Consider the following 19,677-nt stretch of genomic DNA (forward strand, 5'->3'; position numbering starts at 1 on the left):
CCGGAGGTCATGTAGAGTTGTCGACGTCAGCAGGCGCCGCTAGCTCAGTTGGTTAGAGCAGCTGACTCTTAATCAGCGGGTCCGGGGTTCGAGTCCCTGGCGGCGCACAGACACAGAAGGCCCCTCGCGGTGAGCGGGGGGCTTTCTCGTTGCGCGCGCGACGGACTCCGTCATTCGCACCCATGATCGAAACACGGGTGTGCACTACTGGTCCCAAGCGCACCAAGAGCAGCCAACTTGCGTCCCAATGAGCGCGTATAGCCGGTAAATACCGTGTATCGCGTCTTGCGATCATGCTGAACGGCGTAGAACCCTGGTTTCCAAGAGGCTGCGGATACGCGCCAATTGGGGGGCACAAGGAACCGGTTGCCGAATGTTGCGGGGAATAGGGGGCCCCGTTCATGAAGCGATGCCGAGGGGGGCATCATGCAACCGGAAGCGCGCAGTTCCATGTCTATAGGGTGTGTGGACGATGTGGTGACTGCGGCGCACCACTGACACGTCTGCGAGGGTCGAGGGGGACCGGAGCAGGCGAAGGAACCGACAGACACGCGGCGAGCCCGCGTGTGGGGGGATGACTCATGACGTCGACGCCGACGGGCGCCCGGCAGAACCACGACCCGTCACAAACCACCCAGCTCAGGGTGCCGGGGCAAGCGATGAGCACCACGGGAACCTTCCGCCGGATCAAGAAGACGCTTCCGAGGTACGACTACGAGCACTACAGCCGGCTGGCGGGTCCCCTCACCCAGCCCGATCCGAACAAGCCGTACAAGGTGCAGTACCGCTCCCTGATCTCCCAGGAGCCGCACCGGATACGGGTCGCCCTGATGCTGGCCGCCGCGCCCGTGCTCTCCCTGGTCCTGCTGTTCTGGCTGCTCCAGCCGGAGCACTGGACCGAGCGCGACTACCCGGCGTACGACTTCCTGCCGGCGCTCGACGTCGTGATGCTGGTCTCGATCGGTCTGATCGAGTTCTTCCGCTGCATGAACGTGCTGTCCAACGCGCACGCCACGCTGGTCGCCCGCGACCCGATCCCGGTGGTCCCGGAGACCGGCACCAGGGTCGCCTTCCTCACCTCCTTCGTGCCCGGCAAGGAGCCGCTGGAGATGGTGACGAAGACCCTGGAGGCGGCCGTGAAGCTGCGCCACCGGGGCCTCATGCACGTCTGGCTGCTCGACGAGGGCGACGACCCGGAGGTCAAGGAGGTCTGCGCCCGGCTCGGCGTGCACCACTTCTCCCGCAAGGGCATCGCGAAGTGGAACCAGGCCAAGGGCCCGCACCGCGCCAAGACCAAGCACGGCAACTACAACGCCTGGCTCGACGCGCACGGCGACGACTACGACTTCTTCGCCTCCGTCGACACCGACCACGTGCCGCTGCCCAACTATCTGGAGCGGATGCTCGGCTTCTTCCGCGACCCGGACGTCGGCTTCGTCATCGGCCCGCAGGTGTACGGCAACTACGACAACTTCGTCACCAAGGCCGCCGAGTCGCAGCAGTTCCTCTTCCACGCGCTGATCCAGCGCGCCGGCAACAAGTACGGCTCCCCGATGTTCGTGGGCACCTCCAACGCCGTGCGCATCAAGGCCCTCAAGCAGATCGGCGGCCTGTACGACTCGATCACCGAGGACATGGCGACCGGTTTCGAGATCCACCGCCACAAGAACCCGGCGACGGGCCGCAAGTGGCGCTCGGTCTACACCCCGGACGTGCTCGCCGTCGGTGAGGGCCCCAGCGCCTGGACGGACTTCTTCACCCAGCAGATGCGCTGGTCGCGAGGGACGTACGAGACGATCCTCAAGCAGTACTGGAAGGGCTGGTACTCGCTGCCGCCGAGCAAGCTCTTCAACTACACGATGATGATCATCTTCTACCCGATGTCGGCCCTCAACTGGATCCTGGCCGCGCTGAGCTGCGCGCTGTTCCTGGGCCTGGGCGCCTCGGGTGTGAACATCGACCCCACCGTGTGGCTGATGCTCTACGGCAACGCCTCCGCGCTCCAGATCGGCCTCTACATCTGGAACCGCCGCCACAACGTCTCGCCGCACGAGCCGGAGGGCTCCGGCGGTGTGGCCGGCATGGTGATGTCCGCGCTGTCGGCGCCGCTGTACGCCAAGGCGCTGATCGACTCCGCGCTGCGCCGCAAGAGCAAGTTCGTGGTCACCCCCAAGGGCGACTCGGCCAGCCCGGACCGCTGGTTCGGCACCTTCCGGTACCACTGGTACTTCATCCTGATCTTCGCCGCGTCCATCACCGCCGGCCTGGTCCTCGGCCACGCCCACCCCGCGATGATCATCTGGGCCACCTTCGCCCTGCTGATCACCGCCACCCCGATCTTCGCCTGGCGGCACGGGCTGCGGCAGGAGAAGAAGCGCCCCGCGGCCCACGCGGCCACGAACGCGCCGGCCGCCTCAGGTGCCGCCGCTCACGCGCCGGAGCCGCAGGACGCGGTACCGGCCGCCGCGGCCCAGCTGCCGGCGCAGTACGCTCCGCACGCCCCGCAGCAGCGGCCCACCTGGGCCGCGGCGCACGGGGGCCCGGACGCGGCAGCGGGCGCGGGCAACGACCAGACCATGCAGATCGCCCTTGGTGGACTTGGGGGACGTAAGGAATGAACGACCGTGCCGGCCGCCGCCGCGCCCGTCGACTCGCGATAGGCACGGCGGTGGTAGTCGCGCTGGCCGGGATGAACGGGCCGTGGCTCTACCGCTTCGGGACCGAGAAGTACCACCAGTACCAAATCAACCGACCCGAGTACAAAGCGGAGAACGGCCTCTGGAAGATCGTCGACTTCCCCGAGGAGTACCGGCAGAACACCATCCACGCCGCGCTGCTGCGCACCGGGAAGGTGCTGCTCGTCGCCGGGTCCGGCAACAACCAGGACAACTTCGACGCGAAGAAGTTCGACACCCGGGTCTGGGACCCGGTCAAGAACACCATCAAGAAGGTGCCGACGCCCAACGACCTGTTCTGCACCGGTCACACCCAGCTGGCCAACGGCAATCTGCTGATCGCGGGCGGGACCAAGCGGTACGAGAAGCTCAAGGGTGACGTCACCAAGGCCGGCGGCCTGATGATCGTCCACAACGAGAACCCGGACAAGCCGATCACGCTGCCCGCCGGCACCAAGTTCACCGGCAAGGAGAACGGCAGGACGTTCGTCTCCAAGGACCCGGTGCTGGTGCCGCGCGCCAAGAAGGTGTTCGACCCGGCGACCGGCAGGTTCCTGCGCAACGACCCCGGTCTCGGCCGGATCTACGTCGAGGCGCAGAAGAGCGGCGCCAAGTACGAGACCGGCACCGAGGACAACTACCGCATTCAGGGCCTGAGCGGTGCCGACGCCCGCAACACCTACGGCATCGCGCAGAAGCTCGCCCTGGACAAGAAGGACTTCCAGGGCATCCGCGACGCCTACGAGTTCGATGTGGTCGCCGAGAAGTACATCAAGGTCGACCCGATGAAGGAGGCCCGCTGGTACCCGACGCTCACCACTCTGAGCGACGGGAAGATCCTCAGCGTCTCCGGGCTCGACGACATCGGGCAGCTGGTTCCGGGCAAGAACGAGGTGTACGACCCGAAGACCAAGAAGTGGACGTACACCAACAAGATCCGGCAGTTCCCGACCTATCCGGCGCTGTTCCTGATGCAGAACGGGAAGGTCTTCTACTCCGGTTCCAACGCCGGCTACGGGCCTGACGACGTCGGGCGCGACCCGGGCGTCTGGGACGTGGACACCAACAAGTTCACCAAGATCCCGGGGCTCAGCGACGCCGACCGGATGGAGACGTCCGGGACCGTGCTGCTGCCGCCCGCGCAGGACGAGAAGTACATGGTGATCGGCGGCGGTGGCGTCGGCGAGTCCAAGCTGTCGAGCGAGAAGACGCGGATCGTCGATCTGAAGGCGGACAGCCCGCGGTTCACGGACGGGCCGTCGATGGACAAGGGGACGCGGTATCCGCAGGCGTCGGTCCTGCCGGACGACAGTGTGCTGGTGTCCGGCGGTTCCGAGGACTACCGCGGGCGCGGCGACTCCAACATCCTGGAGGCGCGGCTCTACCAGCCCGCGAGCAACAGCTTCCAGCGGGTCGCCGATCCGCTGGTCGGGCGGAACTACCACTCCGGTTCGATCCTGCTGCCGGACGGTTCGGTGATGTTCTTCGGGTCCGACTCGCTCTACGCGGACAAGGCGAACACCAAGCCGGGCGAGTTCGAGCAGCGGATCGAGATCTACAAGCCGCCGTATCTGTTCCGGGGTTCGCGGCCGTCGCTGTCCGGCGGACCGCAGACCATCGAGCGCGGCGAGTCGGGCACCTTCACTTCGCAGCACGCGTCGTCGATCAAGAAGGTGCGGCTGATCCGGCCGAGCGCGTCGACCCATGTCACGGACGTCGACCAGCGCTCGATCGCCCTGGACTTCAAGACGTCCGGGGACAAGATCACGGTGACGGTGCCGAAGAACCGGAATCTGGTGCAGTCCGGCTGGTACATGCTGTTCGTCGACGACGATCAGGGCACGCCGTCCGAGGCGCAGTGGGTCCAGGTGCCGTAGCGCCCCCGCGAGCCGGCGGCCGGGCGCGGGAGCGCTGCGAGGTGTCGCAGCGCTCCCGCGCCCTATGCCTTGGACGCCTTGGCCAGCTTCAGCGCGTACTCCGGCCACCACTCGCCCGCCTTCGGGCCGCCCTTGCACTCGCCGTCCGACTCTCCCGGGCGCTTGACCCAGAGGTAGGCGTCGACGAGGGGGTCGGCCGTCTTGGTGGTGGGGGTCTCGCCGAGGGCGCGGCCCGGCGGGTTGCACCAGCGCTCACCGGGGTCGCCCTCGGTGTAGGGGCCCTTGCCGTTGCGGCTGGTGTCGATCACGAACGGCTTGCCGCCGACCTTCGCCGACAGCTCCTTGCCGTACGCGACGGAGTCCTCGGTGGAGTAGAAGTTGGAGACGTTGACCGAGAAGCCGTCGGCCTCGGCGACGCCCGCCCACCGGAGCGGCTCGAAGATCTGGTCGGGGTGGCCCCAGCCGGCGTTGCCCGCGTCCAGGTAGACCTTGGTGCTCTTCAGTGACTTCAGCTTGCCGATCGCGTACTTGAGGAGGTCGTAGCGCTCCTCGTGGTACTCGTCCGGGGTGCAGCCGTCGACCAGGTGCAGGACCGCGTCCGGCTCCAGGACGACCGTGGCCGCGCGGTCGCCGATGCCCTGGGCGACGCCGTCGATCCAGCTCCGGTAGGCGTTGCCGTCGGCGGCGCCGCCGCCGGAGTACTGGCCGCAGTCGCGGTGCGGGATGTTGTAGAGCACCAGCAGGGCCGTGCGGTCGGCCTTGTCCGCGGCCTCGGTGAAGCCGCGCGCCTCCTCCTCGGGGCTCTCCGGGCTGATCCACTCGCCGGTCGGCTGCTGCGCGATCTTGCGGATCTGCTCCGCCTCGGCCTTCTTGCCGGCCTTCTGGTAGTCGGCGACCTGCGAGGCCGCGTTGCCGTCCGGATTGACCCAGAACGGGGCGATGTTCTTGGGCTGCTGGGTGATGTCGGCGTTGGCCGCATCACTTCCGTCGGATTCGTCCTTGCCACCGGAGGAGCATCCCGCGATCAGCAGTGCCGCCCCCAGCACCACCGCGGTAGCCCGCACTCCGGCCGCCCCCCTGCTGCCGTACATCCAACTCCCCCTCGGGCGCACTGTTCCAAGGCTCAATCCTGACATACCTCGGCGAGGCGGGTCAGAGGCCCGCCCCGGTGAGGTAGGCGGAGACGACGACGTTGGCGGTGTAGCTGCCGTCGGCGCGGTCGAAGCTGCCGCCGCAGGTGATGAGCCGCAGCTCGGCCCGGCCCTGCTTGCGCGGCCCGTACGCCTGCTGGGCGTCGAAGTGGTCGCGGGTGAGGACCTGGATGTCGTCGACGGTGAACTCGGCCACCTTGCCGTCGTCCCGGACCACCCGGATCGTCTGCCCGGCGCGCAGCGCGCTGAGCTTGTAGAAGACGGCCGGCCGGGTCTCGGTGTCGACATGACCCACCATCAGCGCGGTGCCGGCCGCGCCGGGCGCGGCACCGGCCGAGTACCAGCCGACGACGCCCGGCTGGTCGTACGGCGGCGGGTCGACCGCGCCGTGGCGGTCGAGACCGCGGGCCACGACCGGCGCCTGGATGCCGAGTCCGGGGATGTCGATGCGCTGCGGCAGCGCCGCGCCGAGCGGGGTGCCGGCGGGCGGCAGCCGGACGTCCGGAGGACGTCCGACCGCCGCCATGTCACCGGTCTTCGGCCCGGATATCCCGTGCCGCACATCGGTCACCTCACGGCCCCACAGCCACAGGCCGAGCAGCAGTACCGCCCAGGTCAGGCCGGTGATGAACCGGCCGGTGCCGGCGGAGCGTTCGTGTTCGGACATGCGCGTCAGTCCGCCCCGCGGGTCCGGCGGGCGCTGCGCCGTACGACGACGACGGCGGCGCCGAGCGCCAGGAGCAGCCCGGTGACCGCCTGGGCGGCGCCGGGGCCGGTGCCGCTGGCGTCGACCGTGGCGATGTGCGCGGTGCCGCCGCCGCCCGCGCGGACCGGGGCGGTCGGCGAGGCGGGGGCGCTGGGCCGGGCGGCGCCGGCGGAGCCACCGGAGCCGACGGTGAGGACGCCCTTCAGGGACTTGTCCCCGCAGGTGACCTCGACGTCGTACCGGCCCGTGCGGGCCGTGGAGCGGATCCTCGTCTCTCCGCCGAGGGTGCCGTCGGCGCCGGTGAGCCTGGCGTCGGCGACGAAGGCGTCCGAGGCGGCGGTTCCGGTCCGGCCGGCGCAGCCGGTCACCCGCAGGGCGAGGTCGCCGCCCGGGGCCGGGGCCGACGGCGTGACCTGTACACCGCTGCCCTCCGCCGCTTGGGCCGCCGCCGGGGTGAGCGCGGCGGCCACGGTCAGGACCGCGGTACTGACAGTGAGTCGCAGTGAACTCATCGTGAACCTCCAGACATCTGGAGACTCCCCCGCGCGAGGCGGTTCCGCATCCTCAATGGGGCCCGGACTGCTCCGAACGGGTGTGCTTCGCCGTCCGGGTGGTTTAGATCCGCTCCACGAGATCCGCGATCGAGTCCACGACCTGCGACGGCCGGTACGGGAAGTCCTCGACCTGCCTGGGCTGGGTGAGCCCGGTCAGCACCAGGAACGTCTGCATGCCGGCCTCGATCCCGGCCAGTACGTCGGTGTCCATCCGGTCGCCGATCATGGCGCTGGTCTCGGAGTGGGCGCCGATCGCGTTCAGGCCGGTGCGCATCATCAGCGGGTTCGGCTTGCCGGCGAAGTACGGCTTGCGGCCGGTCGCCTTGGTGATCAGCGCGGCGACCGCGCCGGTGGCGGGCAGCGGGCCCTCGGTGGAGGGGCCGGTCTCGTCGGGGTTGGTGCAGATGAAGCGGGCCCCGCCGTTGATCAGCCGGACCGCCTTGGTCATCGCCTCGAAGGAGTAGGTGCGGGTCTCGCCGAGGACCACGTAGTCCGGGTCGTGGTCGGTGAGGATGTAGCCGATGTCGTGCAGCGCGGTGGTCAGGCCCGCCTCGCCGAGGACGTACGCGGAGCCGCCCGGACGCTGGTCGTCGAGGAACTTGGCGGTGGCGAGCGCCGAGGTCCAGATGTTCTCGATCGGCACCTCCAGGCCCATGCGGTTCAGCCGGGCGTGCAGGTCGCGCGGGGTGTAGATCGAGTTGTTGGTGAGCACCAGGAAGGGCTTGCCGGACTCGCGCAGCTTCTTGATGAAGGCGTCGGCGCCGGGGATCGGTACGCCCTCGTGGATCAGTACACCGTCCATGTCGGTGAGCCACGACTCGATGGGCCTGCGGTCTGCCATGTGCTGCAACTCCTGGCGTACGTGCGGATGTACTGGGGGCGCCGGAACCACGGCGTGCCGACGCCCCCAGCCTAGTCAGGAGTGGCTCGATCCGACCCCGTCGATCATCGGGCGCTTCGCGCGCTCGGGTGCCGGAGGTCAGGAGCGCCTGCGGGCGCGGAACAGGACGGCGCCCGCCAGCAGCAGGACGGCGGTGGCGGCGAGGCCGCCGCGGGCGAGCGGGGTGAGGCCGGTGACGGCGAGCTCCTCGGGGCGGCCGGGGCGGGTGATCTCGTCGCGCGGGGTGGCCGAGGCGGCCGGGTCGGCCGTCCCCGGGGTGGCCGCTGCCGAGGCCTCGGGGTCCGGGGCCGCCTCGGTGGTGGCGTCGGTGTCGGTGTCGGCATCGCTGTCGCTGTCGGCCTCGGGGTGCGCGGTGCGGCCCGGCTCGGCGTCGATGTGGAAGCGGTAGTCGTTGGACTGGCCGATCCATTCGCCGTCGTCGTCGCGGCGCTGGACGACGGCCGCGGCGGCGGTCACGCGGTTCACCACGGCGTCCGAGGTGAGCGCGAGCCGCACCTTCACGCTGACGGTCTCGCGCGGGCCGATGGTGAAGCCGGCGAAGCCGTCGTCGAAGGCGCCGACGAGTTCGTCGGCCTCGGTGGCCTCGAAGCGGACCGGGCGCGGTGGCTCGCCGGAGCCGTCGTAGAACTCCAGGCGCGGCTGGGAGGGCTTGAGGGCCCGTTCCTCGTCGACGAGGACGATCACCGGGTGGACGCCGGTGCACGGGCGGTCGGTGGTGTTGGTGAGGTCGACGTACCAGGTGCCGAAGCCGCCACCGGCCGCGTAGGCGTCGGGGCCGCCGTGGATGCGGGTGGTGAGCGGGAACGCCCGGGCGTCGGAAGCGGCACAGGCGGGAGCCGCGGCCGGGTCCGGATCCGCGTGGGCCGGAGCCTGGGCGGCGGCGAGGGCGGCGGCTGCTGCGAGGCAGAGCGGGACGAGGGGGCGCTGGCGCGGTCTCGAAAACAGTCGCATGAACACATGACCATGCCGGTCCGGGCCCGATCCCCGGGCCCGCCGCTCCGCACGGGGTGGGGAAGTGCGCTCGGATGGCGGAGGGGCTGGGGAGTCAGCGGGGGCTTGCGCGGTACGCGGGGCCGGGGCCTGCGCGGTACTCGGTGCGGGGCTTGCGCGGTACGCGGGGCCGGGGCCTGCGCGGTACTCGGTGCGGGGCTTGCGCGGTACGCGGGGCCGGGGCCTGCGCCGTCGTCGGTGCTGGAGTCTGCGCGGCACGCGGCGCCGGGGCCCGCGCCGTGGCCGGTGCTGGAGCCTGCGCGGCACCCGGTGCCAGCGCCCCCGCCGCGCTCACCCCTCCGCCCGTCCGAACAGCGGGGCCAGCAGGAGTTGGGCCGCGCCTTCCGCGACGCCTCGTTCGCCGCCGGGGGCGAGGCGGACCGGGATCGGGGCCGCGCCCTCGCGGCGGGCGCGGGCGTCGAGGACGGCGGCGACCCCGCGGACGTAGGCGTCCGGCGCGGCGGTGACCGTGCGGCCGCCGAGCAGGACCAGGTCGATGTCGAGCAGACCGGCCAGGTTGGCGGCGCCCGCGCCGAGCACCCGCGCCGCCTCGTCGGCGTCGCCGTCGGCCACCGCGGCCAGGCACAGCGCCTCGATGCAGCCGCGTCCGCCGCAGGTGCAGGGCGGTCCGTCGAGCTGGATCACCTGGTGCCCGAACTCCCCGGCCCCGGTGCGCGCGCCCCGGTGCACGCTCCCGCCGATCACCAGTCCGGCGCCCAGGCCCGTACCGAGGTGCAGATAGGCGAACGACCCGGCGTCCGCGCCGACCTCCTCGCCCACCGCGAGGCCGAGCGCCGCCGCGTTGGTGTCCTTGTCGACGACGACCGGCATCCCCAGCCGCCGCGCCAGCGCGTCCCGCAGCGGGAAGCCGTCCCACTCGGGGAACCCGGTGACCCGGTGCAGCACGCCCCGGGTGTGGTCGAGCGGGCCGGGGAGGGCCACGCCCACGCCGAGGACGGTGCGGACGGGCGCGGTGGGCAGCTCCGCGACCTCCCGCGCCACCCCCGCGACGACGGCCTCCGCGCCCGCGCCGAGGTCCAGTGGTGCCCGGCGCTGCGCGGCCACCGTTCCGGTGAGGTCGACCAGGACGACCCGCAGCTCGTCCCGGTCGAGGTGGACGCCCACCGCGTGTCCCGCGCCCGGCACCAGCCGCAGGACGGTGCGCGGCTTGCCGCCGGTGGAGGCGCGCCGGCCGGCCTCCGCGGCCAGTCCGTCGGCCCGCAGCCGGGCGGTGATCTTGCTGACGGCCTGCGGGGTGAGGCCGGTCCGCTCGGCCAGCTCCAGCCGGCTGATGCCCTCCTCCCCCGCCTTCCGCAGCAGGTCGAGCACGAGCGCGGTGTTGTGGCTGCGCAGCGCGAGCAGGTTCGCGCCGCCCGTTCCCGCCGCCGCCACATGGGTCCTGTTCACCCGCCCATTCTCTCCCGCGCTTGCACTTTGGCAACAGCGTTGCGAAAGTGGAGCCATGACGACTGGCACCTCAGGCACCCCCCTCCGCGCGGGCCTCATCGGCTACGGCCTCGCGGGATCCGTCTTCCACGCCCCGCTGATCGCCACCACCGAGGGCCTCACCCTCGACACGGTGGTCACCGCCAACCCGGAGCGGCAGCAGCAGGCCCGCACCGAGCACCCGGGCGTCCGGGTCGCCGCGACGCCGGACGAGCTGTTCGACCGCGCCGACGAGCTGGACCTGATCGTCATCGCGTCCCCGAACAAGACGCACGTCCCGCTCGCCACCACCGCTCTGAAGGCCGGTCTGCCGGTCGTCGTCGACAAGCCGGTCGCGGGCACCGCCGCCGAGGCCCGCGAGCTGGCCGCCCTGGCCGAGGAGCGCGGCCTGCTGCTGTCGGTCTTCCAGAACCGCCGCTGGGACAACGACTTCCTGACGCTGCGCAAGCTGCTGGCCGAGGGCGAGCTGGGCGACGTATGGCGCTTCGAGTCCCGCTTCGAGCGGTGGCGGCCGCAGCCGAAGGGCGGCTGGCGCGAGTCCGGCGACCCGGCGGAGATCGGAGGTCTGCTGTACGACCTCGGCAGCCATGTCGTCGACCAGGCCCTGGTCCTGTTCGGCCCCGCCACCCAGGTGTACGCGGAGGCGGACGTCCGCCGCGCCGGCGCGCAGACCGACGACGACACCTTCATCGCGCTCACGCACGCGAGCGGGGTCCGCTCCCACCTGTACGTCTCGGCCACGACCGCGCAACTCGGCCCGCGCTTCCGGGTGCTGGGCTCGCGGGCGGGCTATGTGAAGTACGGCCTGGACCCGCAGGAGGCGGCCCTGCGCGAGGGGCGGCGCCCGAGTGACGGCTGGGGCACGGAGCCCGAGTCGCTGTGGGGCCGGGTCGGTTCCGGCGAGTCCCCGGCGACCGGCGGCGGCCGGCCCGAGCCGACCCTGCCGGGCGACTACCCCGCGTACTACGCGGCGGTGGCCCGCGCCCTGCTGACGGGCGGCCCCAACCCGGTGACCGCCCTGGAGGCGGCCGCCGCCCTCGACGTACTGGAAGCGGCCCGCCGTTCGGCCCGAGACGGAGTGACGGTGACCCTGTGACGCACCCTCAGAAGCACACCTCGCACACCTCGCACACCACGCCCGCGATGACTCCCAGGATCGCGCCCGAGCTGACCCCGAGCATCGAGGAGCTGGAGGCCCAGGAACGCCGCCTGGTCTTCACCCGGTTCACTCCGGACGACGCCTGGGAGCTGGGTTCCCTCCTCGTCCGGCTGGCCCGGGAGCGCCAGGCCCCGGTCGCCATCGACATCCACCGCGCCGGCCAGCAGCTCTTCCATGCCGCGCTGACCGGCGCCACGCCCGACAACGACGCCTGGATCGGCCGCAAGCGCCGGGTGGTGGAGCGCTACGGCTCCTCCTCCTACCTGGTCGGCGCCCGCTTCCGGGCCAAGGGCAGCACCTTCGAGGACTCCTCCCGCCTGGACCCGGACGTGTACGCCGCGCACGGCGGCTCCTTCCCGATCACCGTCGAGGGCGTCGGTGTGATCGGAGCGGTCACGGTGTCCGGGCTGCCGCAGCTTCAGGACCACCGGCTCGTGGTGGAGGCCCTGGAGCAGTTCCTCGACAACTGAGCCGCGCCCGCCCGGAAATGCCGCCGGACGGGGAATGACCGGCCCGATCCCTCCGGTTGCCACAGCAGTGACCGAGCACGGACACCACTGCCGCAGCACGCCGGAGGGATCACACGGATGAGCACACCCCTGAAGGAGAAGTACGGCCGGTACGGCATCTGGAGCGTCGGCCTGCGCGCGGAGGACCCGGCGGGCGCCGGTGAACGGGCCGAGGCCGCCGCCGAGTTGGAGGAGCTGGGCTACGGCGCCCTGTGGCTGGGCGGCAACAGCGCCGCGCGGCACGCCGCCCCGCTCCTCGAGGCCACCGCCACGCTCACCGTCGGCACCAGCATCCAGAGCATCTGGCAGTACGAGGCCGCCGAGAGCGCGGCCGCCTTCGCCGAGCTGGAGTCGGCGCACCCGGGCCGGTTCGTGCTGGGCCTCGGGGTGAGCCACGCCAAGCTGGCGGCGCAGTACCGGCGGCCGTACTCGGCCCTGGTCGCGTACCTGGACGCCCTGGACGCGGCGGGCGTACCGGCGCACCGCCGGGCGCTGGCGGCGCTGGGGCCGAAGACGGTGGAGCTGTCTCGCGACCGCGCGGCGGGCGCGATCCCGTACCTGGTGACGCCGGAGTACACGGCGTGGGCGCGGGACACGCTGGGGGAGGGGCCGCTGCTGGCACCGGAGTTGAAGGTGGTCCTGGAATCCGATCCGGACCGGGCCCGTGCCCTGGCCCGCGAGGTCATCGCCTTCTACCTCACCCTCCCCAACTACACCGGCAACTTCCTCCGTCACGGCTTCACCGAGGACGACCTGGCGGACGGCGGCAGCGACCGGCTGATCGACGCGGTGTTCGCGTGGGGCGGGGAGAAGGAGATCCGCGCCCGCGTCGACGCGTTCGTCGAGGCGGGCGCGGACCATGTGGCCCTTCAGGTGATCACGGGCGCCGACCGGGAGGCGCTGCCGCGGGAGGAGTGGCGCAGGCTGGCGGCCCTGCTGGGCTGAGCCGCGCGACTGACCGGAGCGCCGGCTGCCGGGCCGTAGCCGGCGGCCTACTCCCCTGAGCCGGCCTACTGGCCGAAGTCGGCCTGCCGGGCCGTAGCCGGCGGCCTACTCCCCTGAGTCAACCTGCCGGGGCTGAGCCGGGCGGGCTTTACGCCCCTGGCGTGAGCCGGGCGGTCCGGCGTCACGCGCCTGGCCCGAGCCGGGCGCGCCGACATCACACGCCTCGCCGAGCCGGGCGGGCAGGCGGGCGGGCTTCACGCGCCCGGGCTGAACCGGGCGCGCCGACATCACACGCCTGGCCCGAGCCCGGGCGGGCGGGCCTCACACCCCTCACCCGAGCCGGGCGGGCGCGCCTCACGCGCTCTTGAGCTCCTGCCGCTGCCGCCCGAGCCCCTCGATCTCCAGCTCGACGACGTCGCCGGGCCGGAGGTAGGGCTTGGGCTCGGGCTGCCCGAAGGCCACTCCCGCGGGCGTACCGGTGTTGATGACGTCCCCGGGGTAGAGCGTCATGAAGTGCGACAGGTACCGCACGACCTCGCCCACGGAGAAGATCTGCTCGGCGGTCGTCCCGTCCTGCTTGAGCTCGCCGTTCACCCACAGCCTGAGGCCGAGCTTCTGCGGGTCGGGCACCTCGTCCGCGGTCACCAGCCACGGCCCGAGCGGGTTGAACGTCTCGCAGTTCTTCCCCTTGTCCCAGGTGCCGCCGCGGTCCATCTGGTACTCGCGCTCGGACACGTCGTGCGCGACCGCGTACCCCGCGACATGGGTGAGCGCGTCCTCCGCGGAGTCCAGGTAGCGGGCGGTGCGGCCGATGACGATGGCCAGCTCGACCTCCCAGTCGGTCTTCGTCGACCCGCGCGGCACGAGGACGGTGTCGTTCGGCCCGACGACGGTGTCCGCGGCCTTCAGGAAGACCACCGGCTCGGCGGGCGGCTGGGCGCCGGTCTCCCGGGCGTGGTCGTGGTAGTTCAGCCCGATGCACACGACCTTGCCGATCCCGCCGACCGGCGCGCCGATCCGCACCTCGGCACCGTCCAGCACGGGCAGCTCCCCGGCGTCGGCGGCGGCGCGGACGCGGGCCAGCGCCGCGTCGTCGGCGAGCAGCGCCCCGTCGATGTCCGGCACGACCGAGGAGAGGTCCCGCAGGTTCCCCTCGGCGTCGAGCAGCGCGGGCCGCTCGGCCCCGGCCGTACCGACTCGCAGCAGCTTCATGATCACAATCTCCCTCGATCGCGGCAGCCCGCCGGGGGCGCGACCTGGGTGCGGCGGCCACAGCCATCGGAGGACTGGTCGATCCTCCAAGGTCCAGGTCCAGTCCGCAAGACCCCGTTCACGTACTGGACCCAGCCCCTCGCGCGCAGGTCAGCGGTACAGCGCGGCCCGCTCGACGGCGCTCCACGTCGTACTGGTCACCACGTAGAGCGCGGCGGCCAGCGGCACCACCGCCACGGTGATCAGCGTGAAGAACGACATGAACGGCATGACCTTGGTGATCGCCCCCATCCCCGGCACCGGCTGCTCGGGATCGGCCGCCGGCACGATCCGGTTCGCGGCCATCATGATCTTCGTACGCCGGTAGTTGAACGCGGCGACGGCCGTGACGAGCACGAACAGCGCGAGGTACACCAGTCCCGCCTCGCCGAAGAGACCGGCGCCGGTCAGCGCGTCGGCCCAGCGGTCGCCGAGCGGGGCGGCGAGCAGCTGGTGGCCGAGCAGCTCGTTGGCCTCGCCGCCGATCGTCGAGTTGGAGAAGAGGTGGTAGAGGAGGAAGAAGGCCGGCAGCTGGAACAGCCCGGGCAGGCATCCGGCCAGCGGCGACACCTTCTCCTCCCGGTGCAGCTCCAGCACCGCCCGCTGCAACCGCTCGGGGTCCTTGCCGTGCTTCTTGCGCAGCTCGGCGATCTGCGGCTGGAGCCGGGTCCGCGCCTTCTGCCCGCGGGCGGCGGCCCGCGACAGCGGATGCACCAGGAGCCGTACGAGCGCGGTGAACAGGACGATCGCGGCGGCGGCCGCGGAGCCGTGGAAGAGCGGCTGGAGCAGATCGGCGAGCTGCTCGACCAGGTTGGCGAAAACGGACATGAGTGAGTGAGCCCTCCGGGGTCTCGTCGTGCCGGGATGTGCCGGTTGAACCGGCAGGCGTGCCGAGATGGCAGCGGCGGCATGACGACCCGAGCGCAGGGGTCAGGGGTGACGCGCGGTGTGACCGCCCTACGCGAAGGTCGCCGGGAGGGCCCGCCCAGGCGCCCTGGGACGCGTACGTCCACGGGCGTCGGGATCACGTTGGGGCAGGAAGGCCGTACGGCGGTCCCGGTCGCGGATCGCCGTCCGTACCCGTGTCCGGGGCACGGCGGGCGCGCAGCGCGCGGCGATCAGCGAGCAGACGGCCAGCGCGGAGCCGGCCGCGGCGGTCGCGGCCAGCGCGACGGTCGCCGAGAGGCTGCCGGCGTCGAGCAGCACGACCTCCAGGAAGAGGAAGAACAGCACGGCGGTGGGGCGCAGGTTGGACCAGGCCTGGACCATCGGTGTTCCTCCTTCCTGATGCGTACGTCATGACGGTTATACCTCAGCGGTGTGACATGGCGGCGTGGCCACTTTCGCCATGGGTTTGAGAAAGCCCTGTCAAAACCCTCGACAAGCCCGGCCGCCCGCCCCGATGCTTCCTGACGGTCGACCTGACCGTGAACGAGCCATGCCACGCCATGCACCCCTGCCCCGTGCCATGCCTAGCCAATGCACGCCATGCACGCCATGCCACGACGACGGACGGTGAGACAGCCATGATCCGACGCAGGACCCTGCTCGCGGCCACCGGCGGCGCGCTGCTGGGAAGCACCCTCGGCACGGGCACCGCGCACGCGGACGCGACCATCGCCGTGAACCCCGCCACGACCTACGGCACCTGGGAGGGCTGGGGCACCTCCCTGGCCTGGTGGGCCAACGTCTTCGGCGCACGGGACGACTTCGCCGACCTGTTCTTCACCACCAAGTCGGTCGCCTACGACGGCCGCACCCTGCCCGGCCTCGGCCTGAACATCGCCCGCTACAACCTGGGCGCGTGCAGCTGGAACGCCGTGAACGGCGAGACGATGGCCGAGTCGCCGAACATCCCCGCGTTCAAGCAGATCGAGGGCTTCTGGCAGGACTGGAACAACGAGGACCCTTCCTCCGCGGCCTGGGACTGGACCGCCGACGCCAGCCAGCGCGCGATGCTGGTGAAGGCGGCCCAGCGCGGCGCGACGACCGAGCTCTTCGCCAATTCGCCGATGTGGTGGATGTGCGTCAACCACAACCCGTCGGGCGCGGCGGACGGCGGCAACAACCTCCAGAGCTGGAACCACCGCCAGCACGCCTCCCACCTGGCCGCGGTGGCCCTGAGGGCGCGATCGCAGTGGGGCGTGAACTTCGCCACGGTGGACCCGTTCAACGAGCCCGCGGCCGGCTGGTGGACGGCGACCGGCACCCAGGAGGGCTGCCACATGGACCCGGCCGTCCAGGCGGCCGTACTGCCGCACCTGCGCAGCGAACTGGACAAGCGCGGCCTGACCTCGGTCCGCATCTCGGCATCGGACGAGACGAGCTACGACGCGGCCCGCTCCACCTGGGCCTCCTTCGGCGCGTCGACGAAGGCGCTGGTGTCGCAGGTCAACGTGCACGGCTACCAGGGCTCGGGCGGCCGGCGGGACCTTCTGTACACGGATGTGGTGACGACCTCCGGCAAGAAGCTGTGGAACTCCGAGACGGGCGACGGCGACGGCACCGGCCTGACCATGGCCTCGAACCTCTGCTACGACTTCCGCTGGCTGCACCCCACGGCGTGGTGCTACTGGCAGGCCATGGACCCGACGGCGGGCTGGGCGATGATCGCCTACGACGCGGCCACCTTGCAGCCGACCACGATCCAGCCGAAATACTACGTGATGGCCCAGTTCAGCCGCCACATCCGCCCCGGGATGACCATCCTCGACACGGGCGTCAGCTATGCGGCGGCCGCCCTGGACCGTACGGCGAAACGCCTGGTCATCGTGGCGGTGAACACCTCGGCCGCCGCCCAGACCCTGACCTTCGACCTCTCCCGCTTCACCACGGTCACCGGCGGCACCGGCGGCCTGGTGCCCCGCTGGAACACGGTGACGTCCGGCGGCGACCAGTACCGGTCGTACGCGGACACCCGTCTGAACGGCAAGACGGTGAGCGTGGCGTTCGCGGCCGGGGCGGTGCAGACGTTGCAGGTGGACGGGGTGACCGTGTGAGGGTGGTGGATACCTCACCCTTGTCGGCGCCGGGCAGTACGGTGTCATCCATGCGCCCCGACACGCCCGCCGAAAACGTCGACCACCACGCCGAAGCGGCCCGCCTGGAGCGAACCGCCGGCCTGTACCCCGAGGACGCCGAAGCCCTGCTGCTGCGCGCCGCGGCCCACCGGGAACTGTCCGGCGACCGCCCCACGGCCACCGCGCTCTACGACCGCCTGCTCGGCTCGGCCGGCACGCTGGACAACCCCCACCTCGTCCGGGCCCTCAAGGCCGCGAACCTCTGGGAGTACGGCCACGAGGCGGAGGCCCGCGCGATCATCGAGGGCATCAGGGTGGCCGCGCCGCGTGACCCGGCCCCGTGGGTGATCGTCGCCGAGGCCCTGGAGTCGCACGACGAGCTGGAGACGGCGCAGGAAGCCCTGACGGAAGCGGCGACCCTGCTGCTGACACCGGCCGCGGAACCCCCGTACGCCACCCACCCGATCCTCTTCGCCCGCCACCGCATCCGCCGGATGCAGGGCCTGCCGCACGACGAGTGGGACACGTTGGCGGACACCCTCCACTCGCTCCCCGTCAGCCTGGACGAACTGCACGACCCGAAGCGAGTCTGGTCCCTGGGCTCGGAGAACCCGGCGGAACTGAAGGCGGAGATCTCCCGCCTCCAGGCGGAACTCGGCGCCTACCGCGAGGCGCTGTCCCGCCCCTTCCCGGTCGCGATCCTCCACTGGCCGGCGGCCGAGCTGTCGGAACTGCTGGCGGCGTACCCGGAGCTGGCGGCGGAGTACCCCTCCCACGAGGAACACCTGTCGACCATAGAGTCGGCCCTCCGAGAACTCGCCGGCTCCGGCACCCCCAACCTCGGCATCGTCACCGGCACGGTCCCGTCCTACGAGGCCTTCGCCGCCTCAGAGGGCACACCCCCGTCGGACGCGACCCTGCTCCCCCAGTACGCAACGACCCTCGCGGCCCGGGGCCGGGCAGTCGCCTGGCCGCCGGAGCGGGGGGAGGGGTGTTGGTGTGGGGCGGGGCGGGGTTATGGGGAGTGTCACGGGGCCGCCTAGAGGCGTCGCTGAGAGGGCGGAAGTTATTCACATCTGGGGGGAAGATAAGTGACGATTCCTGACGACCGCACTGCGAGTGCCACCGGCTACCTCAAAGCCCTGCAATCGCTACGTGTGGACAAGAGTTCAGGGGAACCTGCGCTGCACCAACCGATCGTGCTGCTGTGGGCTATGGGGAGGGCGCGTCGACGCGAAGCGCGCCTCACTCCTTGGCGTGACTCCGAGCAGAGACTGCGTAGCCTCCTGGAACGCTACGGGCGCCCCAATTCGACACCGGATCCTCAGTACCTGTTTACTGCGCTCCACCGGTCAGAAGTCTGGAAACTAGAAGGCGTACAAGGAGAAGTTCCTCAGGCGCGAGGATCTTCGCTGAAGAAGTGGCTCGAAGAGCATAATCCGAGCGGTGGACTCGAGTCACACCTTTACGAACTCATAGCGAGCGACGAAACGTTTCGCGACCAAGCCGCGTACACGTTGATGCAACAGTACTTTCCACACGAGGACTGGCAGGAAATCCTCGTAAATGTAGGGCTACAAGCAGAGCCATTCGACGGCTTTGGGCACCCACCCTGCGTTCCCATAGGCGCCACTTTCGAAGATCGCAAGTCGTTGGCCGCCGCCAATGTGCACCGGCCGAGACAGGCTGGGATTTGGGGAAGGCAAGAAGAGGAAGCAAAGTCCATTGTCGTTTCGGGAGGCTACCCAGATGACGAAGATTACGGCGACACGATCATTTATACCGGGCAGGGCGGCCAGACAGAAGGGCGCCATACGCATGACCAGGAACTCACCCGCGGGAACGCGGCACTAGTCAACAGCATGTCATCTGGGCGCCCAGTGCGTGTCATTCGTGGCGCTGTCCGGAATTCCGAACACGCGCCACAGTCAGGGTTGCGCTACGACGGCCTGTATCAGGTAGAGGACTGCTGGTCACAACCGGGTGTTTCGAATTTCCTCGTATGGCGTTACCGTTTGAGAGCCATAGAGACCCTTCGCAACGACCTACCGATACGGACACTTCGCAGTCGACCCAGTCAAACCGCTCCGCCTCCGGCGGGCAACCCGGCACCTCGCCGGCGCAGCACTGAAGTACAACGGGTAATCCGGAGTACTGCGACATCAAACTGGGTCAAGCAGGTCCACCAGCACACGTGTCAAGTCTGCGGCCTGCGCATCGAGACCCCTACGGGGGCATACGCCGAAGCCGCCCACATACGCCCTCTGGGGACTCCACATGATGGGCCGGATGAACCCATCAATATCTTGTGCTTGTGCCCGAACCACCATGTGTCTTTTGACTTCGGAATGATAGTCATCGAGCCAGATCTCACGGTCATCGATAGAAGCACTGGACAACGCTCCCGCCTGCGAACGATATCCGGGCACACAATCTCGGAACAACACCTTGCCTACCATCGCGAACATCACGCATTTTGAGCGCCGTGATGCT

At 70.7% G+C, this 19,677-nt stretch carries 17 protein-coding genes and 1 tRNA gene; 9 read left to right on the forward strand and 9 right to left on the reverse strand.

Annotation, left to right across the window (positions count from 1 at the left end; translation table 11 throughout):
* Nucleotides 1-33 precede the first annotated feature (33 nt).
* The 3 genes from ABT232_RS01975 (at nucleotide 34) to glxA (ending at nucleotide 4,552) form a co-directional block, all read left to right on the forward strand.
* Nucleotides 34-107 (forward strand) — tRNA-Lys (locus tag ABT232_RS01975).
* A 474-nt stretch (nucleotides 108-581) separates the two neighbouring features.
* On the forward strand, nucleotides 582-2,618 hold the full coding sequence (locus ABT232_RS01980) for a glycosyltransferase family 2 protein (RefSeq protein WP_351834444.1): 2,037 nt from the start codon (nucleotides 582-584) through the stop codon (nucleotides 2,616-2,618).
* Nucleotides 2,615-4,552, forward strand: a complete 1,938-nt coding sequence (glxA, locus tag ABT232_RS01985; RefSeq protein WP_351834447.1) for a radical copper oxidase GlxA — start codon at nucleotides 2,615-2,617, stop codon at nucleotides 4,550-4,552. The genes ABT232_RS01980 and glxA overlap by 4 nt, the downstream gene beginning before the upstream one ends.
* Nucleotides 4,553-4,614: 62 nt before the next feature.
* Here glxA and ABT232_RS01990 read toward each other — a convergent pair whose 3' ends face one another.
* The 6 genes from ABT232_RS01990 to ABT232_RS02015 all read right to left on the reverse strand — a co-directional run bounded on the left by ABT232_RS01990 (nucleotide 4,615) and on the right by ABT232_RS02015 (nucleotide 10,261).
* Entirely contained in the window at nucleotides 4,615-5,643 is a 1,029-nt protein-coding gene (locus ABT232_RS01990) for a glycoside hydrolase family 6 protein (protein WP_351834449.1), read from the reverse strand.
* Nucleotides 5,644-5,704: 61 nt separating this feature from the next.
* The gene (locus ABT232_RS01995; protein WP_351834452.1) at nucleotides 5,705-6,370 is read right to left on the reverse strand and encodes a class F sortase; all 666 of its coding nucleotides are present in this window, start codon (nucleotides 6,368-6,370) and stop codon (nucleotides 5,705-5,707) included.
* A 5-nt stretch (nucleotides 6,371-6,375) separates the two neighbouring features.
* Nucleotides 6,376-6,921, reverse strand: a complete 546-nt coding sequence (locus ABT232_RS02000) for a hypothetical protein (RefSeq protein WP_351834454.1) — start codon at nucleotides 6,919-6,921, stop codon at nucleotides 6,376-6,378.
* 103 nt (nucleotides 6,922-7,024) lie between these two features.
* The gene (locus tag ABT232_RS02005; RefSeq protein WP_351834457.1) at nucleotides 7,025-7,804 is read right to left on the reverse strand and encodes an HAD-IIA family hydrolase; all 780 of its coding nucleotides are present in this window, start codon (nucleotides 7,802-7,804) and stop codon (nucleotides 7,025-7,027) included.
* A gap of 138 nt (nucleotides 7,805-7,942) precedes the next feature.
* Nucleotides 7,943-8,815: a hypothetical protein gene (locus ABT232_RS02010; RefSeq protein ID WP_351834459.1), complete on the reverse strand. Its 873-nt coding sequence runs from the start codon at nucleotides 8,813-8,815 to the stop codon at nucleotides 7,943-7,945.
* A 330-nt stretch (nucleotides 8,816-9,145) separates the two neighbouring features.
* Nucleotides 9,146-10,261: an ROK family transcriptional regulator gene (locus tag ABT232_RS02015; RefSeq protein WP_351834461.1), complete on the reverse strand. Its 1,116-nt coding sequence runs from the start codon at nucleotides 10,259-10,261 to the stop codon at nucleotides 9,146-9,148.
* Nucleotides 10,262-10,316: 55 nt separating this feature from the next.
* Here ABT232_RS02015 and ABT232_RS02020 point away from each other — a divergent pair, with 55 nt between their 5' ends.
* The 3 genes from ABT232_RS02020 (at nucleotide 10,317) to ABT232_RS02030 (ending at nucleotide 12,913) form a co-directional block, all read left to right on the forward strand.
* Nucleotides 10,317-11,396 carry a Gfo/Idh/MocA family protein gene (locus tag ABT232_RS02020; protein WP_351834463.1) on the forward strand — a complete coding sequence of 360 codons (1,080 nt, stop codon included), beginning with the start codon at nucleotides 10,317-10,319 and terminating at the stop codon, nucleotides 11,394-11,396.
* Between the two features lie 47 nt (nucleotides 11,397-11,443).
* Nucleotides 11,444-11,929, forward strand: a complete 486-nt coding sequence (locus tag ABT232_RS02025) for a heme-degrading domain-containing protein (protein ID WP_351834800.1) — start codon at nucleotides 11,444-11,446, stop codon at nucleotides 11,927-11,929.
* 117 nt (nucleotides 11,930-12,046) lie between these two features.
* Entirely contained in the window at nucleotides 12,047-12,913 is an 867-nt protein-coding gene (locus ABT232_RS02030) for an LLM class F420-dependent oxidoreductase (RefSeq protein WP_351834466.1), read from the forward strand.
* 354 nt (nucleotides 12,914-13,267) lie between these two features.
* Here the strand turns inward: ABT232_RS02030 and ABT232_RS02035 are convergent, their stop codons facing one another.
* The 3 genes from ABT232_RS02035 to ABT232_RS02045 form a co-directional block, all read right to left on the reverse strand.
* Complete coding sequence (locus tag ABT232_RS02035; protein ID WP_351834468.1) at nucleotides 13,268-14,125, reverse strand: fumarylacetoacetate hydrolase family protein; 858 nt, start codon at nucleotides 14,123-14,125, stop codon at nucleotides 13,268-13,270.
* Nucleotides 14,126-14,275: 150 nt separating this feature from the next.
* Nucleotides 14,276-14,992 (reverse strand): YidC/Oxa1 family membrane protein insertase, encoded by a 717-nt coding sequence (locus ABT232_RS02040; protein ID WP_351834471.1) that lies wholly within the window; start codon nucleotides 14,990-14,992, stop codon nucleotides 14,276-14,278.
* 129 nt (nucleotides 14,993-15,121) lie between these two features.
* Nucleotides 15,122-15,433 (reverse strand): DUF6412 domain-containing protein, encoded by a 312-nt coding sequence (locus ABT232_RS02045; RefSeq protein ID WP_351834473.1) that lies wholly within the window; start codon nucleotides 15,431-15,433, stop codon nucleotides 15,122-15,124.
* A 257-nt stretch (nucleotides 15,434-15,690) separates the two neighbouring features.
* Here ABT232_RS02045 and ABT232_RS02050 point away from each other — a divergent pair, with 257 nt between their 5' ends.
* From ABT232_RS02050 to ABT232_RS02060, 3 genes are read left to right on the forward strand one after another with little or no spacing between them, the layout of a single operon-like run.
* Nucleotides 15,691-17,163 carry a glycoside hydrolase gene (locus tag ABT232_RS02050; protein WP_351834476.1) on the forward strand — a complete coding sequence of 491 codons (1,473 nt, stop codon included), beginning with the start codon at nucleotides 15,691-15,693 and terminating at the stop codon, nucleotides 17,161-17,163.
* A 50-nt stretch (nucleotides 17,164-17,213) separates the two neighbouring features.
* Entirely contained in the window at nucleotides 17,214-18,227 is a 1,014-nt protein-coding gene (locus tag ABT232_RS02055) for an SEC-C domain-containing protein (protein ID WP_351834478.1), read from the forward strand.
* A gap of 48 nt (nucleotides 18,228-18,275) precedes the next feature.
* Complete coding sequence (locus tag ABT232_RS02060; protein WP_502975313.1) at nucleotides 18,276-19,664, forward strand: YDG/SRA domain-containing protein; 1,389 nt, start codon at nucleotides 18,276-18,278, stop codon at nucleotides 19,662-19,664.
* Nucleotides 19,665-19,677: the final 13 nt, after the last annotated feature.

Origin of the sequence: Streptomyces sp. NPDC001532 (genome assembly GCF_040298625.1) — a bacterium.
In the GTDB taxonomy this organism is placed as follows: Bacteria; Actinomycetota; Actinomycetes; order Streptomycetales; family Streptomycetaceae; genus Streptomyces.

What these genes read in the sequence shown, in the direction of transcription:
- ABT232_RS01990 (WP_351834449.1), bottom strand. Translation starts at nt 5,643, where the DNA reads ATGTACGGCAGCAGGGGGGCGGCCGGAGTGCGGGCTACCGCGGTGGTG.
- ABT232_RS02050 (WP_351834476.1), top strand. Translation starts at nt 15,691, where the DNA reads ATGATCCGACGCAGGACCCTGCTCGCGGCCACCGGCGGCGCGCTGCTG.
- ABT232_RS02005 (WP_351834457.1), bottom strand. Translation starts at nt 7,804, where the DNA reads ATGGCAGACCGCAGGCCCATCGAGTCGTGGCTCACCGACATGGACGGT.
- ABT232_RS02055 (WP_351834478.1), top strand. Translation starts at nt 17,214, where the DNA reads ATGCGCCCCGACACGCCCGCCGAAAACGTCGACCACCACGCCGAAGCG.
- ABT232_RS02020 (WP_351834463.1), top strand. Translation starts at nt 10,317, where the DNA reads ATGACGACTGGCACCTCAGGCACCCCCCTCCGCGCGGGCCTCATCGGC.
- ABT232_RS02010 (WP_351834459.1), bottom strand. Translation starts at nt 8,815, where the DNA reads ATGCGACTGTTTTCGAGACCGCGCCAGCGCCCCCTCGTCCCGCTCTGC.
- ABT232_RS01995 (WP_351834452.1), bottom strand. Translation starts at nt 6,370, where the DNA reads ATGTCCGAACACGAACGCTCCGCCGGCACCGGCCGGTTCATCACCGGC.
- ABT232_RS02030 (WP_351834466.1), top strand. Translation starts at nt 12,047, where the DNA reads ATGAGCACACCCCTGAAGGAGAAGTACGGCCGGTACGGCATCTGGAGC.
- ABT232_RS02000 (WP_351834454.1), bottom strand. Translation starts at nt 6,921, where the DNA reads ATGAGTTCACTGCGACTCACTGTCAGTACCGCGGTCCTGACCGTGGCC.
- ABT232_RS02045 (WP_351834473.1), bottom strand. Translation starts at nt 15,433, where the DNA reads ATGGTCCAGGCCTGGTCCAACCTGCGCCCCACCGCCGTGCTGTTCTTC.
- ABT232_RS02025 (WP_351834800.1), top strand. Translation starts at nt 11,444, where the DNA reads ATGACTCCCAGGATCGCGCCCGAGCTGACCCCGAGCATCGAGGAGCTG.
- ABT232_RS01980 (WP_351834444.1), top strand. Translation starts at nt 582, where the DNA reads ATGACGTCGACGCCGACGGGCGCCCGGCAGAACCACGACCCGTCACAA.
- ABT232_RS02035 (WP_351834468.1), bottom strand. Translation starts at nt 14,125, where the DNA reads ATGAAGCTGCTGCGAGTCGGTACGGCCGGGGCCGAGCGGCCCGCGCTG.
- ABT232_RS02040 (WP_351834471.1), bottom strand. Translation starts at nt 14,992, where the DNA reads ATGTCCGTTTTCGCCAACCTGGTCGAGCAGCTCGCCGATCTGCTCCAG.
- glxA (WP_351834447.1), top strand. Translation starts at nt 2,615, where the DNA reads ATGAACGACCGTGCCGGCCGCCGCCGCGCCCGTCGACTCGCGATAGGC.